Origin of the sequence: Fulvitalea axinellae (genome assembly GCF_036492835.1) — a bacterium.
GTDB classification, from domain to species: domain Bacteria; phylum Bacteroidota; class Bacteroidia; order Cytophagales; family Cyclobacteriaceae; genus Fulvitalea; species Fulvitalea axinellae.
The window spans coordinates 4,548,111-4,566,415 of record NZ_AP025314.1; the positions used below are offsets into that span (position 1 = coordinate 4,548,111).

The 18,305-nt window shown below is 45.7% G+C and carries 12 protein-coding genes; 4 read left to right on the forward strand and 8 right to left on the reverse strand.

The window, feature by feature from the left end:
* Positions 1-105: 105 nt before the first annotated feature.
* Complete coding sequence (locus AABK39_RS17750) at positions 106-3,672, reverse strand: hypothetical protein (RefSeq protein WP_338392654.1); 3,567 nt, start codon at positions 3,670-3,672, stop codon at positions 106-108.
* 2 nt (positions 3,673-3,674) lie between these two features.
* The gene (locus AABK39_RS17755; protein WP_338392655.1) at positions 3,675-4,586 is read right to left on the reverse strand and encodes a ComEA family DNA-binding protein; all 912 of its coding nucleotides are present in this window, start codon (positions 4,584-4,586) and stop codon (positions 3,675-3,677) included.
* Between the two features lie 532 nt (positions 4,587-5,118).
* On the opposite strand from AABK39_RS17755, the gene AABK39_RS17760 reads away from it, so the two are divergent.
* Complete coding sequence (locus tag AABK39_RS17760; RefSeq protein WP_338392656.1) at positions 5,119-7,518, forward strand: outer membrane beta-barrel protein; 2,400 nt, start codon at positions 5,119-5,121, stop codon at positions 7,516-7,518.
* A gap of 97 nt (positions 7,519-7,615) precedes the next feature.
* Here the strand turns inward: AABK39_RS17760 and AABK39_RS17765 are convergent, their stop codons facing one another.
* Together AABK39_RS17765 and mltG are read right to left on the reverse strand one after the other, a co-directional pair.
* Complete coding sequence (locus AABK39_RS17765; protein WP_338392657.1) at positions 7,616-8,488, reverse strand: SPFH domain-containing protein; 873 nt, start codon at positions 8,486-8,488, stop codon at positions 7,616-7,618.
* Between the two features lie 159 nt (positions 8,489-8,647).
* The gene (gene mltG / locus AABK39_RS17770; protein WP_338392658.1) at positions 8,648-9,685 is read right to left on the reverse strand and encodes an endolytic transglycosylase MltG; all 1,038 of its coding nucleotides are present in this window, start codon (positions 9,683-9,685) and stop codon (positions 8,648-8,650) included.
* A gap of 127 nt (positions 9,686-9,812) precedes the next feature.
* On the opposite strand from mltG, the gene AABK39_RS17775 reads away from it, so the two are divergent.
* From AABK39_RS17775 to AABK39_RS17785, 3 genes are all read left to right on the forward strand, one after another.
* Positions 9,813-10,442, forward strand: a complete 630-nt coding sequence (locus AABK39_RS17775; RefSeq protein WP_338394703.1) for an L-threonylcarbamoyladenylate synthase — start codon at positions 9,813-9,815, stop codon at positions 10,440-10,442.
* 104 nt (positions 10,443-10,546) lie between these two features.
* A complete protein-coding gene (locus AABK39_RS17780) occupies positions 10,547-11,209 on the forward strand; it encodes a WbqC family protein (RefSeq protein WP_338392659.1) in 663 nt (220 codons plus the stop codon).
* 76 nt (positions 11,210-11,285) lie between these two features.
* A complete protein-coding gene (locus tag AABK39_RS17785) occupies positions 11,286-13,859 on the forward strand; it encodes an ATP-dependent Clp protease ATP-binding subunit (protein ID WP_338392660.1) in 2,574 nt (857 codons plus the stop codon).
* A 112-nt stretch (positions 13,860-13,971) separates the two neighbouring features.
* Here AABK39_RS17785 and AABK39_RS17790 read toward each other — a convergent pair whose 3' ends face one another.
* From AABK39_RS17790 to AABK39_RS17805, 4 genes are all read right to left on the reverse strand, one after another.
* The gene (locus AABK39_RS17790) at positions 13,972-14,148 is read right to left on the reverse strand and encodes a hypothetical protein (RefSeq protein WP_338392661.1); all 177 of its coding nucleotides are present in this window, start codon (positions 14,146-14,148) and stop codon (positions 13,972-13,974) included.
* 126 nt (positions 14,149-14,274) lie between these two features.
* Positions 14,275-15,060: a type IX secretion/gliding motility protein PorT/SprT gene (porT, locus tag AABK39_RS17795; protein ID WP_338392662.1), complete on the reverse strand. Its 786-nt coding sequence runs from the start codon at positions 15,058-15,060 to the stop codon at positions 14,275-14,277.
* Entirely contained in the window at positions 15,009-15,734 is a 726-nt protein-coding gene (ubiE, locus tag AABK39_RS17800; RefSeq protein ID WP_338392663.1) for a bifunctional demethylmenaquinone methyltransferase/2-methoxy-6-polyprenyl-1,4-benzoquinol methylase UbiE, read from the reverse strand. Before ubiE ends, porT begins: the two co-directional genes overlap by 52 nt.
* 195 nt (positions 15,735-15,929) lie before the next feature.
* Complete coding sequence (locus AABK39_RS17805) at positions 15,930-18,011, reverse strand: OmpA family protein (RefSeq protein ID WP_338392664.1); 2,082 nt, start codon at positions 18,009-18,011, stop codon at positions 15,930-15,932.
* Between the last annotated feature and the right edge of the window lie 294 nt (positions 18,012-18,305).

Here is an 18,305-nt window from a genome sequence, read left to right on the forward strand (position 1 = left end):
TTGAAATAGTCAGACAGTTCGCTGAATAGCCTGATTTTGGCTCAAATCGATCATTTTTATCCACATTTACGTGTGGATAAGTTGTTGAAACGTGGATAACTACATTCAGTTACTCAACAAAGATTCCGTTGTATGGGCGAATAAAGCGATCCGTTCTTTAATGGATTCCGGGTCAAGCCAGTATTCCCGGGAGCTTACGAAACGAAACGCCCAACGTTTTTTCCTAATCTGAGCCGGCCGGAAGAACAGACTTTCCAAAATATGGGAATCATCATCACCGAAAAGCGAGTCGTCTGTTTGTATTATGCCAAGCCACTTCCCGTTTTTCTTTAGGCAAAGCTCATCCCGCCCAAAGTCGCGGGCCAAGTGAATTTTATTCTCCAAAGCCCCAAACTCCTTGTGAATCCTGTCCGCTAAGCCCTCTTCTCCAGTATTTTCACGCGCTGTTTCTTTTTTCAAGGATAAAAAATCTATATCCAGATGATGCGGAGCGAATACCGTGACTTCATAATTAGAAAAGTCGTCTAACAAATTAGACTGAACGGAATCATTTAAATCCTCATCAAGCAACACTAACACTTTTGACTTTGACAGCGGTTTCTCCCCTAACTGACGTATACAAAGTTTATCTTTTTTCCATCCACCCAAACCGCCTAAGATCTTAGCCGCTTTATCCATTGCTTTCTCAGAAAGAAAAACAGAAACGACTACCGACTTAGACAAAAGATCTATTAAACATCGTCTGAGATCGTCTTCAGGACATGAAGACCTCCCTAACCTGATTCTCCCCCGACTTTCACTCATTCTCTCCCGTAACGGAATCGTCCCGAAATCTAGACGTTTTCTATTCCGATTATTGGAGTTTTTTCGATTTCCTAAAACATAATCAGAAAGCTTGGGAAAAAACGTCGGCAGTTCCTTTAACCCTCTGTCTCTATCGAGAACCAAAATCTGCTTGGTCCGAAAGCGCAACGACCAAAGCATAGTCTCTGGCAATTGCTCGGGCTTATCAATAACAAGAAAATCGAAAACGGCTTTCTTGGGTGGAGCAATGGACACAAGATGTTCAGGAGACGAGACCCAACATGGCAACAGTTGGAAAACTTCCTCTTCATGCCTTTCCACTAATTTGTCCAGAGGCGTTTTCCGCTCTTCAATATCTTTGGAAAGCGAACTGTAGGCCACACTGCTGTTCAGGTTTTGGAAATTCACCGAACGGCACGCCCGCAAATCCAAACCCAGCGGCAACATCCGCTTGACCAATTTCTTCCTTTGCCGATACAGCTCCGAAAATTCCCCAAGCATATCGCCCAACTCCGGCGAGGAAAGGAGCTTCAGTTTCGGATATTTCCGCTCAAGATGCCGGATCCAGGCCAAGCGTAAATTCCGGTCGAATATATCTAAATAAGTCTCCGTATCGTGTTGGCCGGACTCCAACAGCAATTCCACAGCTTTCCGTTCCGCATCATCGAGGGCGCTACGGCTTTTGTCCAATTCCAAAACCGTGTCCGCATGTTGCTCAAAACCGCTAATCAGCTCGTTTCTGAAAGCCGAATCCGTAAGCATACGGTTGATTTGGTACTCGCTTAAATATTGACGCCAAATTTCCCTTTTCTTCTGCAAAGGCCGGATCCCTTCAAGCGTGTCTTCTATTTCTTTGGCAAACTCCCGGTAAGTCATCTTTAGGGGATCCACCGAGGCGTTTATCTCTGGCAATTGCCGAAAAATAGCGTTGACCCGAAGCGCATTCTTCCGGGCCTTGAACCACTGGCGCATTTCAGTTTCCGGAACCGCCCCGGGAATATCGGCAAACCATGGTTTCGACCTGATTTGCGAGACATTGTGTTCCAAGTTCAGCCTATTGTCCAACATATCGGCCATCAGGTCGGTACCATCGGCGAAGGCCAAGCCATTTTTATCCACCATTTCAAGTACCGATTGCCGGACCCGGTTTTCCTGTTTCCAGCGTAGCCACTGCAAAGGATCCCACTTTGCCTCCAATCCCACCTGAATATTCTCGACAAAAGCGCCCAGCTCCGTGGTTTTCAAGCTTAACTCAATCCCGGGTTCCGCATAACAGGCCATCACCCGGTGTTCCATTTCTTCCAGCCACTTTCCGGCGTCTTTGGGCGGTTCAGATTTCCTCAAAAAACAAAAAGAGGAATAGGTTGCGGGGTTCGCTAAATAGGCGAGCATTTCCCTCACATAATTTTCCTTACCGAGCAAACGCAAACATGTGTCGATATCGTCCAGAGAGGTAATACGGTTTCTGGTCGCCGTAGGCAACGCCTCGATTATCTTGGGGATTTCCTTCAGTATTCCGTATAGCTGACGGATATTGGTTTCGTTCAGCTCCAAATTCGGATTTCGCTCAAGCCAAGGCGCCGCATTTTGCCGAAGCGAGCAATGCAAAGCGAGATGTCCGCCCAAACGGCTCTTGGTATCGGCAAGCCCGCTCAGCGGGAAACTCCTATATATATAGCGCAGATCCAAAGGGAAATTCACTGGCAGGGAACTCAGATAAAGCTTCTGCACGGGCATACCGCAATCGTCCGAACTATTAAAAGCCGTACGGATTCCTTCCAGAATATCCGCTATCCTATTCAGTTTTCCGGACAATGCTTCCGCTTCCTTGCGCATATCCCGCAGATCGTCCGGACTCTTGCGCCGATACAAAGCCAACCCCTCGACACTCTCCGCCATGGAGCGTTGCGTCTCGTTTTTCCGAAGATTCTCGGCTGACAAATCAGCGATAAACCGACGGGGAAACAGATCCGACAATCGCTTGGTGAGCGAGTCTCTCATCATACGGTCAAGGCTAACAAACGCTACACGCATGCCTCGATTAAGTTTGTCCGTGATCGTTTTGGCGACCAAACCTTCCCAATCGGCCTCATTCCGGCCGGAAACTTTAACGGATGCCCCCCGCGTCAAAGCGGTAAGGATTTTATCTCCGGAGGCGTCGGGAGCGTACGGCGAGAAATCCCGGAATCTGCCTGCGTTTCCATTTTTGTTTTCCGCCCCTGTCTCCGCCATCGGCAATCCGATTTTCCTGAGATCGGAAACGTAGCCGGCTTCCGCAAAGGAAAATCTAGCGACTACAGCCTGAGGACGAATCCGGTAATCGCCCGCCGCTTGTCGCACTGCAAAGCCCAAACTCTTTCGTGAATCAAGCTCAATTAATGGCTTTTCGAAAATCTGCCTGAACGGGCTTTCCTCTTTATTAAAAATATCCAGAAAGACACCAGGCATCAACAATGCGATTGTCGGATTTAGTTTTCCTTCTCCCGAATAAAGGTTCCAACCCAAAGCTTCGGTTTCGCTAATCGGATCAACTTCGAAAAGATAAAGCGGGGTTTTGAGCAAAGTTCCGTCCGGTAGTTTTCCTTCTATAAACGGATAGCCAAAATACGTGTCCAAGTGCCCTGACCGAACTCGTTCCAACACGTATTTTGAACGCAGGGCCTGATCTGCCTCAAAAACCTCATCCGACAGCTGATCGTCGTATTTCCACTGTTTGGTTTTCAATATATTGGAAATTCTTCCAGAAGTATGGATCGATCCTACGTCTAAAAAATCAGACTGATTTTCATTGGAAATAAAAGCAACTTCCGAAGTACGCAAAGACCTTTCGGCTTTTTCCATTAGCCGCTCAAACCGAACGCCACTCATACTCATTGCAGTTCAGAAGGTTCTTGGGAAACAGAAAAATCGAGATAATCGGCTAATTCAGGCCTCAAATCGGGAACATGACGTTTCAGCTGATCAAACGACGAAAGCTTTCCCGCACGTCTTTTCAAATTGAAAACGACTTTAACTTGCTCATAATCAAAGTACGGATGTCGCAAAACATCCTTGAACGAGGCCTGATTTATGTCTAATTTCCATGGCGAAAAAGCCGTATCGACAAAACAGACTTTACGAAGGTTATCCAATCCCTCGGGCATTATCTTATATACTTCGGAAAGCTGATCTTCCGACACAAATCCGCCCAAACGTTCTCTTAAAGACATAATCCGCCGGGCCGTATACGGCCCGATTCCCCGAACAGCGATCAACTGTAAGCTATCCGCCGTGTTGATGTCAAAAGCTTCCAAAACCTTAGGCTTTCGCTCTTGTCGCTTTCTTTCAAACCGCTTTTTAGGAAACCGTTCCGACGCTATTTTCGGCAAACGGATATGTTCTTTCAAAAGCTCAAACCTCTCACGCGAAAGGCCGTAAATCTTTGCGAAATCTTCCTTTTTACGGAACACGCCTCCTTTTTCCCTGTACTTGACTATTCTGCCGGCGACAGCGGGCTTTATTCCCAATTTTTCAAATGTCGATTTGTCCGCCGTATTCGGATTGAAAGCGAAAAGTTCGGGTTGTTTCTCACTCGCTTTCCGTATGCTGTCTTCCTTAAACTTTGCGTCTAGCGCTTTAGCTAAGCTGTCAAGTTTCAAACTGTCGCTTTCGCTGAACTGAAAGTGTGAGCGCCCGGAACCGAAATCGCCAACCAACACCGCATAAAAAACAGTGATGGACAGGAACAAAACCATTCCTTTTGTCTGGGCGTCAGTCGGACCTATAAGTTTGCGTTTTCGCATATGAATTGATTGACTGTTCGTACGGAAATCGATAGCCCAAAAAATTATCCAATCAATGCGTTTTCCTTCGATCTGGAAATGAAAAAATCACGAAAGCCCTCTTTTTCAGCGGAACCAATGAATGAAAATATCTTTTCCATCGTTCATTTTCGGACAATCAGGAAACGCTTCGGTGTTCGTTTTCGAAACACTTCGCCTTCTTCAAAAAACAATTTTCAAGTCCATAAATTTTTTTTCACTAAAAAGATTTTTTTCTCTGACAGAAACCTGAAAACGGTTTGTTAAAAAGTCGATCGCCAAGAATTGGCTCTCTTTATGGCGAAAAAGCTTGATAACTGGCATTTACAATATGTGTATGGGAGAAAGCCAAAAATCACAAGGAAACCACATCCCGACTCATCGGCTTTTTTATGATCAAAAAAATAGCTTTGTAGCTCATCAAAGGACATTCTCTTCATTTGTGGCTGTTACTTGGTAGTAGTACTCATCGTCGAATAGTACATACAAGCATTTTTAATTAACCTCCTAAGCCATGAAAAATTTAATACTTCTTCTATTCTTTTGTACAACGTCCTTGGTCGCTTTTTCCCAAGGCTTCAAAGTGAGCGGTTCCGTGGCTTCCCCAGCCGGCGAAGCGATCCAGTTTGTAAATGTTGCCTTACATACGCTTCCAGATTCCACCTTAATAACGGGAGCCGTTACGGACGCAAACGGCGCCTTTGAAATCAAAGCCAAAAAATCGGGATCTTATTTTCTTCGCCTGCGTTCCGTCGGCCTCGCTTCCACAGAAACTCCTGCTTTTGTTCTGAACGAAAAAAATCCGGAAAAAAACCTGGGCAAATTGTCGATGGAAAGCGATACGCAAGAGCTGGAAGCGGTAACCGTCCGTGGCCAAAAGGAGCTTGTCGTACAGAAAGTGGACAGGATGGTCATCAACGTCAAAGACGCCATGCTTACCTCAGGGCAAACGGCTCAAGACGTCTTGGAAAAAGTACCCGGAGTATACACCGACCAGGACGGCAATATGCGGATAGTCGGAAAATCGGGCAATACAAAAGTTATGATCGACGGCAGACCGACAATGATGTCTTCTGAAGAACTTGTGCAGATGCTACGGAGCATGAGCGCCGACAAAATCAAATCAATCGAGGTGATCCGAAATCCATCGGCCAAGTACGAGGCAGAAGGCAACTCCGGAATTATCGATATCAAATTGGACAAAATGTCGCAAACCGGACTGGACGGCTCCGTTTACGTAGCGCACGACCAAGGTGATTACGGCCGTGAATTCGCCGGAATGAGCCTTAATTTCGCCGCCGGAAAACTGAAAGGTTACTCTAGCTTAGACGCAAACGTCGGAAAATGGGCTCGTACATTGGACAACTGGAGACGTTTCCGCAATTCGAAAGGAAACCAGACTCACGTTCAAGACGCCGGAGACATCAAGAATAACAAGAACCTGTCTTTCAACATCGGCTTGGATTATGACATTAATGATCGCCAAAGCTTTGGCGGGATGTTCAAGGTCTCGGAAAGGAGCAACGACAACCTATGGACCATCGACAACCGAATCCAAAACGATAATGGCGAACCATTGGAACGTGTCGGTTCCGTATTGGATAACAAAGGCGACAGCCGCCGTTTGACAGGAAACCTTCACTATCGCCTGAATCTGGACTCGGTGACAACAATAGAGCTGAACGCCGATGCCACATCTTACGATATGGATGACGAAACCTTGAACGAAACTCGTTATCAGGTAGCAGATCAAGACGGAAAGTCGTTTCTGGTAAATCCATACAACGTAAAAGTATATTCGTTCATGGCCGATTATTCCACCGCTTTTGATTGGGCAAAATTCGAAGCGGGAGGTAAGTTCAGCTACACGGACTTGTCGAACATAGCGGAATACGACTCATTGAAAAACGGCAAATGGGAAGACGACTTGATCCAGAGTAACGCCTACGATTATGACGAATATATTGGCTCCTTGTATTTCAACTTGTCTGGCACGCATGGAAAATTGACTTGGCAAACCGGCCTGAGAGCGGAATACACAAGAGCCGAAGGTTATTCGAAAACCCAGGATACCGTAACTGTCCAGCGCTACCTGAAACTGTTCCCAAGCGCATTCCTAAGCTACGCCCATTCCAAAGACCATAACTTCGGTTTGTCATACAGCTACAGGATTAACCGTCCGTCATATTGGCAACTAAACCCTTACCCGATGTACCTTGACGCTTACACGATTTCTCAGGGTAATCCTTACTTGGATCCGGCTTATACTCATTCCGTGGAAGCCAATTACACCCTGAAAGGAAAATACGTATTGAGCCTAAGCTATTCGGACACCGAAGGAATGATTATGGAATCTCCACAACAAAACCACGAAGAGATCCGGACATATTACAAACAGTCGAACTTCGACGGGCAATCATCCTTCGCCATTTCTCTGGCATTGCCGATTGAGTTCACCAAGTGGTGGCAATCGTCAAACAGCCTGAACCTCAGCAGAGCTACCAGCTCTTTCTTCAGTGGTGACGTTCTGGAATCGCACAGCAGATGGGTTCCGATGCTACAGTCAACCCAAACACTGTTGCTTCCCGCCGATATGAAAGCCCAGGTCAGCTTCTTCTACCGAGGCAAATCCATTTGGGGGAATTACAGCATGGATCCCATGTGGCAAACCGGTTTCAGCATTGAGAAACCTTTCTTCAAAAAACGCTTGAGCGCAAGCTTGAAGTTCAGCGACATATTCAAAACCAACCGATTCAGAGGCGAAGTCCTAAACAAAACGGCGGAGAACAAAATCGGCAACAACTTTGACTCGAGAAGGGTGAAGCTGACTTTGCGTTACAAGTTCAGCAAAGGAAAGCAGGTTAAAGTAAAACGCCACCGCCAGAAGAATAAGGAGCAACTTAACCGGATCTAACAAATCCGCTGATCATAACCTACCAAAACAAAAAAGCTGTTCCAGAGCATTGGAACAGCTTTTTTGTTTTAAAAAATTTCAACAGCACACAGTCAGATTATTTACTGCTGATATCTCTGAAAATCTGCGGAACAGTTCCGTATTGTGGCAATTCTCCGTTCCACTTTTCAATGAACTGTTGCTGGATAATCAACTTTGTCAATTCCTTATTTTTGATACGGTAAGCCTCGGCTTCGGCCTTAGCCTGAATCAACATCGACTCCGAAGTACCTCTGGCCTCAGCGATTCTCTTGTCGGCATCGGCTTTTGCCTGAGCCAGTTCGTTTCTCTTCTGTTGCGCTATCTGTTCCGCCTTTACCGTACTGTTAATCGCTTCGGTAACAGCCTTAGGAAGACGCAAAGAATTCAGGAGAACAACTTTTTCGATAATAAAACCCTCCTGTACCAAAGAAGTCCGAATAATGCTGTCAGCCAAACCCACAAACTCATTTCTGTTCTTGTACATATCTTCGGCAGTATAGTCAGCGGCCGCACGGCTGAATCCGTCGCGGATATAATTACGCATCACCGTATTGCTCAACTCATTCAGCGGGCGCCTGTATTTTTTAAATACTTTGGAAACCTTATCCTGATCAATCCTATAGTTGACCGATACGTCAAAACGAACCTCCATCGAGTTTTTGGTGGTAACCCTCAATTCGTCATTTGTCGGGGAACCTTCCGTACGGTCGGCCGTGAAGATGGCGTTTTGGACATAAAGCGGAAATTCGTAAATCTCGGTAGTCCACGGGTTGTACCAGACCTTTCCGGTTACTTCCGTCACAGGGTCCACCCCTTTATCATCACCGTAAAGGTTGACCTTGATTCCGGCGTTTCCTACTCCGATTCTTTCGGAACAGGTTGCGTTTATAAAAAACCCCAGCACTACAACTGCGACAAAGACAACGGGAATTATAATCCATTTTTTCATGACAAAAAATCGTTTGGTTACATCTAAATATAAAGGAGGATCCGTCCGAAGCTGAAGCCGAAGTATACAAACGGCTCAATGCGTACGGATCAGGGTCAATGGTTATGACGGACGGAAAATAGAAGTCCCGCCAATTTTACCTGACGGGACTCGAAAATCTTATTTGTAAATTCTGGCCTTGTTAAGCGCCCTATGATATTTTCTTGCGTTTCTGCTGTGCTCGGCAAGGTTCGAAGCAAAGTTATGCGCTCCTGAAAAATCCTCCTTCGCACAGAAGAAAATATAATTGTGCTTCTCGTGATTCAAGACGGCGTCGATAGCGTTCGTCGCCGGCAAGCGGATCGGTCCCGGAGGCAGTCCCGCATACTTATAGGTATTGTATGGAGAGTCAATTTCCTTATGCTTGTCAAGCACCCGCCTGATTTCGAAATCGCCATGGGCAAATACCAGCGTAGGATCCGCCTCAAGGCGCATATGACGGTTCATTCTGTTCAAATAAACGCCCGCCACCACGGGATATTCCGAACTGAGGCTCGCCTCCGCTTCGACTATGGACGCCAATACAGCCACTTCCACCGGGCTCAGGCCAATCTCCGCTGCCTTGGCCTTTCTGCTTTCGTTCCAGAACTTGTCATATTCCTTTTTCATTCTTTTGACAAGATCATCAGCCTTTACGGTCCAGTACAATTCATAAGTGTTTGGAATGAACATCAAACCCGCCGTCTCTTTCGAGAAGCCCATTTCCTTGACGTAATTCTCGTCTTCGAGCAACTTCAGCAACTCGTCTTTTTCCAACATCAATTTGCCCGAAAGTTTCTCGGCCAACTCTTCCGTTGTACGAATATTGTTGAACGTAACCCTTAGAGGCTTTTGCTCTCCTGAGCGCAACATCCGGACGGCTTCAGGATTCGTCATGTTCCGTTTGAAATGGTAACGTCCCGGCTTCATTTCACCTTCCAAATCCAGAAGCTTGGCCACAAAACCGAACGACACGAGATCATGAACGACTTTATTCTTATATAAGTCCGTTCTGAATTCCTCAAAAGTGAGTCCTTTCCTTACATAAATGTAGGCGTCGTCCTTATCGACAAGGATGTTCGGCGTGCTGTAGATTTGATAAAAGTAAAAAGTAAAGATCGTGAACAGCATCCCGACCACAATTAGGGCAATAGCTAGTATTTTCGTCCTTTTTTCCATATCAGGGCACAAATTACAAAATTCTAACGGAACAATTCCTTATCTTAATGTCTATGGCCTAAACACTAACGACGGATTGGACAGACTAGTGCGAAGCCAGAGAAGGGAAACAGAACACAAGCGTAGTATGGCCGCCGAATTTATACGTCTGTATCCGGAAAACCCGGATCCAAAGAAGATCACGCAAATAGTGGAGTGCCTTAGAAGAGGCGGAGTCGTAATTTACCCGACCGACACTATTTACGGCGTGGGTTGTGATATTTTCAGTAACAAAGCAGTAGGAAAAGTAGCCCAAATAAAAGGCATCAAGCCCGAAAAGCACAAATTTTCCTTCATCTGCCACGATCTGAGTGACATTTCAAAATATGTCAAGCAACTCCACACGCCTTTGTTCAAACTGATGAAAAAAGCCCTTCCGGGTCCGTTCACCTTCATCTTGCAGGCAAGCACCGGCGTGCCGAAGCTCCTCCAACGGAAAAAGAAAACTGTGGGAATTAGGGTTCCGGACAACGACATCATCCGGGCGATCGTAGCCGAGCTGGGTCATCCGGTTCTGTCCTCGTCCATAAGAGACGACGACGAAGTGTTGGAATACACTACCGACCCGGAATTGATTTACGAGAAATTCCGTGATAAAGTCGACATAGTAATAGACGGTGGTTTTGGCAATAATGTGGCTTCAACAGTCGTTGATTGCACTAATGGGGACTTCGAAGTGGTGCGTGAAGGCCTAGGAAATCTCGAAAAATATCTATAGATTAATATTTACCCCCTTCAAAACCCAACAATAAAATTACTTTCCGCCCCAGTTTCAACACTGTATGACGGAAAAGCGGAGAAAGGACAGTAGGGAATTTACCAATGAGTGAAACAATATTAATAGAGCCGCAATATTTGCCTCCGGTTGAATATTTCGCTGTTTTGTTACGTGCAGAAAAAGTCATATTTGACCAACACGCATTTTACGAAAAACAATCATATAGGAATCGTTGTCGTATCCTCACCGCTAATAAGGTGGCTAACCTATCGATTCCGATCTGTTTCGGCAACAGGCGCAAGGCTCCCTTGTCGGAAATGAAAATCGCGACAAACGACCCTTGGGCAAAAAACCACTGGAAATCGATCCAGTCAGCGTACGGTAAAGCCCCGTTCTTCGAACACTACGAGGACTTCTTCAAGCCACATTTCGAAAACCCTCCGGAAAGTCTTCTGGAATTCGATATGGGCCTTTTGAACACTTGTCTTCGTCTGCTGGGAATAAGCGTTGATTTCGAACTGTCGGATAAATATTGGGAACCTCCCGTTAGCGGTTTAAATGATTTTCGGTCAAAGATTCACCCGAAAAAAAACTACGAGAACAACAATATTATCACGCCTAAACCATATACACAGGTTTTCGGGCATGATTTTGTCAAGAACTTAAGCGTCATTGATCTACTGTTTTGTGAGGGCCCTGCGGCACATGCCACCATCAAAAGCTCTTTGATCAAAACGGAACAAAAAAACCACAATGACGTTCATTAATAATACAAAATTACGATGATGGTTAGGGCCTTGGCCCCCTCATGGCCAAGCGTAAACATAAAAGGCTCGGATCTGTATGGAAGCAAAATTCTCTAATCGTGTAAAAGAAGTCATTTCTCTCAGTCGCGAAGAGGCCATCCGCCTCGGGCACGACTACATCGGAACGGAGCACCTATTATTAGGAATGATCCGGGAAGGTGAAGGTGTGGCTATAAGCCTCCTCTCAAAGCTGGGGGTATCTCTGGTAGACCTTCGGGATATGGTAGAACGTTCCACCAAGGATACGGCTTTGACTGTAGCTCCCAACAGGGCGAACATACCCCTCACAAGGCAATCTGAGAAGGTGCTTAAGATCACTTACCTTGAGGCTAAAATATTTAAAAGCAACCTGATAGGAACAGAACACCTACTTTTGTCCATTCTGAGGGACGATGATAATATAGCCACTCAAATTCTTGAGAAATTTGACGTCAATTATGACGTGATTAAAGAATTGCTGGAGTACCAGATGGAAAACACCAATCCATCGGAATCCGAAGACGAGACCAAAGACGGCACTGCTCCCAACATTTTGGGTAGCGCTATTGGCGGTACCGGTGGCGGTTCCCTTCCCTCATCCGGCAAAGGAGACAGCTCTTCTAAAGGAGGCGAAAAATCCAAAACTCCAGTACTCGATAATTTTGGTCGCGACCTCACCAAAATGGCCGAAGATGGTAAGCTGGATCCTATTGTTGGCCGTGAGAAAGAAATCGAGCGAGTAGCCCAGATCCTTAGCCGTAGAAAGAAAAACAACCCAATCCTCATTGGTGAGCCCGGTGTTGGTAAAACGGCCATTGCAGAAGGTCTCGCTTTAAGGATCGTCCAGCGCAAAGTCTCAAGGGTTTTGTTCGGGAAACGCGTTGTTACGCTTGATCTAGCTTCGTTGGTAGCCGGAACAAAATATAGAGGGCAATTCGAAGAGAGAATGAAAGCGGTGATGGGAGAGCTGGAAAAATCTCCTGAAATCATCCTTTTCATTGACGAGCTTCACACCATCGTTGGAGCCGGTGGCGCTTCCGGATCTCTCGACGCCTCTAACATGTTCAAACCGGCGCTGGCTCGTGGAGAAATCCAATGCATCGGTGCTACTACACTGGACGAATACCGCCAGTATATCGAAAAAGACGGTGCGCTCGCCCGTCGTTTCCAACAGGTAATGGTTGACGCCACTACACCTGAGGAGACAATCGAGATATTAAACAACATCAAAGACAAGTACGAGGAACATCACCATGTGAACTACTCGCCTGAGGCTATTGCCGCATGTGTGAAGTTATCCGACAGATATATCAGCGACCGTTTCCTTCCTGACAAAGCTATCGATGTTTTGGACGAAGCCGGCGCCAGAGTACATATCAACAACATTCACGTTCCTGACAATATTATAAAACTAGAGGGAGCGATTGAAGATGTTAAAAAAGAGAAGAATAGAGTAGTCAAGAGCCAAAAATACGAAGAGGCTGCCCGTTTGAGAGACAATGAGAAAAAACTCATTGAGCAACTCAACCAAGCCAAAAAGGCATGGGAAGAAGAAACCCGCACAATGCGCTACGCTGTCGATGAAGAAAGCGTGGCGGAGGTAATCGCCATGATGACGGGAGTTCCGGTGAAAAGGGTAGCCCAAAACGAAAGCGCAAGACTACTCGGCATGGCCGAAGAGTTGAATACTCGTGTAATTGGACAAGACTCTGCGATTAATAAACTAGTCAAAGCTATCCGACGCACACGCGTGGGGCTAAAGGATCCTAAAAAACCTATCGGTTCGTTTATCTTCTTAGGCCCGACAGGCGTAGGAAAAACCGAATTGGCGAAAGTTTTGTCCACATATCTGTTTGACAAAGAAGATTCACTGATTCGAGTCGATATGAGTGAGTATATGGAGAAATTCTCCGTTTCTCGTCTCGTTGGAGCGCCTCCAGGTTATGTTGGGTATGAAGAAGGAGGTCAGCTGACTGAAAAAGTCAGACGCAAGCCATACTCAGTTATTCTCTTGGACGAAATCGAAAAGGCCCATCCGGATGTCTTCAACCTGTTATTGCAAGTTTTGGATGACGGTATCCTGACTGACGGTTTAGGCAGAAGGGTTGACTTCCGAAATGCGATTATCATTATGACATCCAATATTGGTGTTCGCGACTTAAAAGATTTCGGAGCAGGCATTGGCTTTGCGACACAAGCCAGACAGGACACTGCTGACGGGCACATGAAGTCAACTATACAAAAAGCACTTCGTAAAGCATTTAGTCCTGAGTTCCTCAATAGGCTCGATGACGTAATCGTGTTCAACCACTTGCAAAAAGAGGATATCCACAAGATCATCGACATCACCTTGAAGAAGCTCTTCAAGAGAATCGAAGAATTGGGCTATACAATTTCTCTTACTGATGCGGCCAAAGACTTCCTCTCGGAAAAAGGATACGACCAACAGTATGGAGCAAGGCCTCTAAACAGAGCTATCCAAAAATACTTGGAAGACGCTCTAGCAGAGGAAATCCTTAGTGGCAAACTAGAAGAAGGTGACACCATAGTGGCCGATAACAAAGAAGGTGATGATCATTTGACTATCACCATCGAAAAATCCACCGAAGGTCAAGAGACTCCTAAACAATAGGGAAGCCTATCAAGTTCGAGCATACAAAACAGCCAAATCCATTTCTTGATTTGGCTGTTTTTTTGTTGAGATTTGAGCTACAAATGCTCGTCGTGATTTTTCTGCAGCACTATTAAGCGTTGTGTTTTCGCCCTCTATCAACCCACTCAGAATCTTCTTCAAAGTTATCGCCATCATAGTCAGTGGCGGGAGTCTCTTCCTCTTCTACTTCCTCCTCTTCTTTTTCTTCTTCTGGATCTACGTGATAAAGTACGGTTTCAAGTTCTAGAGAATAGATTTCCTTTTGCATAAGTCTTGTTACTTGTTTTCATATAAAACAAGCGGACACGGGGCTGTTGTTATAAGGAAGGGGAAAATTACCTCTCGTTTTTACGTTTTTTCTTACAATCTGAAAAAACAAGAGGCCTTAGCATCTTTAATGAAACTGTAGATACAGCGTGATACTATGCGTTGTCAATCTGTCAATAGCGCCTGTCACATTACGCTCTGGGTTATCGTCCAACATATCCAAAAGTCCTAACGAGAACCTCAGTTCCGGCGAAAATTTAGAAAATGGCATATAAAACTCAGCCCCAAAGCCGAACTCGGCGGTAAGGTTTGTCTTTTTGATATTCAGCACTACGTCCTCCCCCCCTTTTCCAGACGCTTGAAAAGACGGAGCCAAACCTCCGATCATATACATGCGGTAATTTCCCCTGCGTTGCGACAAAAACCGCAAGAGGACCGGAATAGAGACCATAGTGTTTTCCACCAAATCCCTGTCGGTAAGGTAATCCGATTCCGCACCGTCCTTGAATCGGTAGCGCAATTCGAATTCATTAAAATCAACTTTCGGAGTTATCCTAACATCAAAGAAGTCAGCGATCTTCAGGTTTCCGATAAAACCCAAGGAGAATCCATACTTAGGGATGGCTTCCACATTCAAAAGACCATCGTATTTCGTGGTGTTGTTATAGGCGTCCGCATAACGGACCGCAAAGTTGGAAGAGTATACTCCAATCAAGAAGCCATAATGCAACTTCCTCTGATCGTAGTTGGGAAGGTTTAGCTTTGTATAACGTGGCTTTTTGGCTTTCCTGTTACGGCGCTGAGCCATAAGGTCACCACAAGTAATGGCCGCCAAGATAACGACCATTACCGAAGTCAAAGTTATTTGTCTGCCGTATAAATAGAGCAGATCCCGAATGTTAAGCTTTTGCATACGCCTTTACTGTATCCCACTCCATCGAGTATATCGAGGAAGTTTTGCCCGTACGGAAAAGCGTTGACAGACTCCGGCAAATATGTATAAGCGGAATTGTCTTTCGAAACCATCTTTCCGATAACCGGCAGAATGTGCTTAAAATAAAAATTGTATATCTGTTTGAACGGAAACGATGCCGGTTGCGAAAACTCGATAATGATCACCTGTCCGCCCGGCTTCAAAACTCTCCGCATTTCGGCAAGGCCTTTTTCAAGGTTTTCAAAGTTCCTGACACCAAAAGCGACAATCACCGCATCAAAACTTTCGTCTTCGAATTCCAGATTTTCAGAATCCCCGAGTCTCATCTCAATTTTTTCGCTCAAGCCGGCTTTGGCCACTTTTTGGCGACCGACCTCAAGCATTCCGGCCGAAATATCCGCTCCGATAATCTTATCGGGTTTTGCGCCCCTAAAAGCTTGCAAAGCGAAATCGCCAGTACCGGTGGCGATATCGAGAATCGTTTTGGGAGATCGTTTCTTTAATATATTAACGGCTACTTTGCGCCAATAGACATCAATACCCATGCTTAATACACGGTTCAGCAAATCATATTTTTTGCTGATATTATCGAACATTCCAGCGACTTGTTCCTTTTTCCCTTCTGTTCTATCCTTGTACGGTAGTACTTCCATTATAGCGAATCGTTTTGCCCGGGTGTGGCTTATGCTTGTTTTTAGCGCCCAGTTCCAGAGTGTAATTATAATCAAATACGTGTTCCTAACCAACTTGAGTATAGTCCGGCACAAAAAAACACACCCGGTTGGGTGTGTTTTATGGCTTTATAGGTCAGCGGGTTGCCGAAAAGCTCCGGCTCCGCTTAAGGTTCTTTACAATGCCGGATTGGCTTTGATCACTTTAAACTCCACACGGCGGTTAAGCTCGCGTCCTTCCTTTTCGTCGTCATTCGAAGCCAACGGACGGGTTTCTCCGTAGCCAACAGCCTTGAGGCGCGAATCGGAAATTCCTTTTTTGATCAAGTAATTCACAACAGATTTAGCACGCTTCTCGGACAGCCTTTGGTTCAAGATCTTCGAACCAAGTCTATCAGTATGGCCTGAAATCTCTACCGACACCGACGCGTTGCTTTTCAACATTGCCAAAAGCTGATTAAGCTCCGGATCGGAATCCCGGCGCAGAACGCTACTGTTCGATTCGAAATAGACATTACGCAACACTTTGCGTGTGCCCATTTCCAGTCGTTTTAAGTAAATCGTTTTCCGGATTTCAACTGGATCTTGGCCCGCAGCCGGAAGCTCTACCATGATACGCCCGTAAGCGAAACCTTTACGTTGCGCATTTACCTCCACGTTCATCGGTGAATCAGGCAACAACGTAAGCTCATAATTTCCTCCTGAACGACTAAACAAGAATTTTTCTCCCGAACTTTGGTCCACTACCGAAAGATCGGCGTCAAGCGCTTCTCCCGATTCGGAACTTTCGATCTGCACAACCAGTTTAACCGGACGTTGAGCAGGTACTTCCTCCGGAGTAACGCCTTCCTGTTCCTCAGGATCTTCCGCATCCAAGGTTGTCGCCACTTCTTCAACTCCTTTTTTCTCTATATCCGTCGGCTCCTCTACAAAATCTGGCAAGGCCACCATATAAAGGTCTTCATAGCCGTAACCATCTTCTCTTACCGATGAATAATAGCCTCGGTTGCTGTCTTTGGTACTTACGAAAAAGCTGTCATTATCCGGCGTATTAATCGGATACCCCAAGTTCTCAGGCTCAGACCAGCCTTTCCTTTTCTTAACAGAACGGTAAATATCATAACCACCCATTCCATCCAATCCCCTCGAACTGAAATAAAGTGTCTTTCCATCATAGTCGATAAACGGGCTGTCCTCATCAAACTCAGTGTTGATAGACTCTCCCAAGTTCTCCACTTTTTCCCATTCTCCCTTGCGGTTCTTAGTAGCCTTGTAAATATCGCGACCACCTAAACCGACGGGTCTATCGCTGGCGAAATAGAGCGTCTTACCGTCTGGCGAGAGAGATACCGAACTTTCCGTATAAGAGGAATTCACTCTGCCAGGCAGAGGTTTGGGTTCCGTCCAGGTTCCGTCATCCTTTCTGTCAGAGTAATAAATATCTCCATTGTCGCCCATAAACTTATACAGGAACAGAATCTTACCGTCTGGCGAAAGCGTCAGGTTGGAGTCATGCGAGCGGGTGTTAATCGTAATGCCGATGTTTTTGGCTATTTGCCATTTCCCATCCTTTTTCTCGGAAATGAAAATATCTTCGAAATAAAAGTTATCCTCGTCCACATCCTCGTTAATGTTACCATCGAGACGGCGGGAGGTAAATACCATCATCGTTTCGTCGGCGTTGAACACAGGGGCGTAGTCCGGCCATTCGGAGTTGATCATTGGGCCCATGTTCACAATCTTGAAATTTGCGGGATTCGCTCTGTAGCGCATCGCCGCCCTACATTCTTTGAGCCTTCGGTTCACTTCCTCTACCAAGACGCGGTCCCGGCCCCGGTAATTAACATCACGTTCCACCAGCTTTTTATATTTCAGGAAATACTTCTCCGCATTCTCGAAGTCGTAACCGAAATGGTATGCTTGGCCGATTTTATACAAAAGATCAAAACGATAATTAGGGTCCAGTTTGTACACCTTAAGAAGGTAATCCACGGCATTGTGCTTGTTGACCGTCTGAAGATAAAGGTCTCCGGCCATAAAGTTCGCCTCAATATTCTCGGGATCCACCTGAGCGGCCTGTTCGAACAATTCCCGATGAACGGTAAGCACACGGGTTTCCTCCATGATTTCTTTCGCCATCTGGATAATCGCCTCAGCTTCCTTCTTGGCCTGTTCCCGTTCATCGTCCTGGTTTTGGGCCTTGAGTTGTACGGCAAAGCCGAGCAATGCCCACAGAAAAACAAGCAATCTCGTTCGCATGTCTTAAAATTTAGATCTATCCAATTCTATCGTCCAAAATAAGCAAAACCGTTTCTCGGCGAAAGCCAATAGTTCAAAACGTGGGCTTTGGCACTTGGATTTTTCTTGTAGAAAAATTTTTTGAGCAGAAAAACGTACCCGCAGAGTAAACAACTCCTCTCCTCGGACTGATAATAAAACGGGGCAAAACGGCGGAGCAAAAGTGCCCGATGCGGTTGTTCCCTTCGAAACTACTAATAAATCTTCATAATTTTATTAAAAATAACATATAGTTTTCTCTATTCTATTACAAAA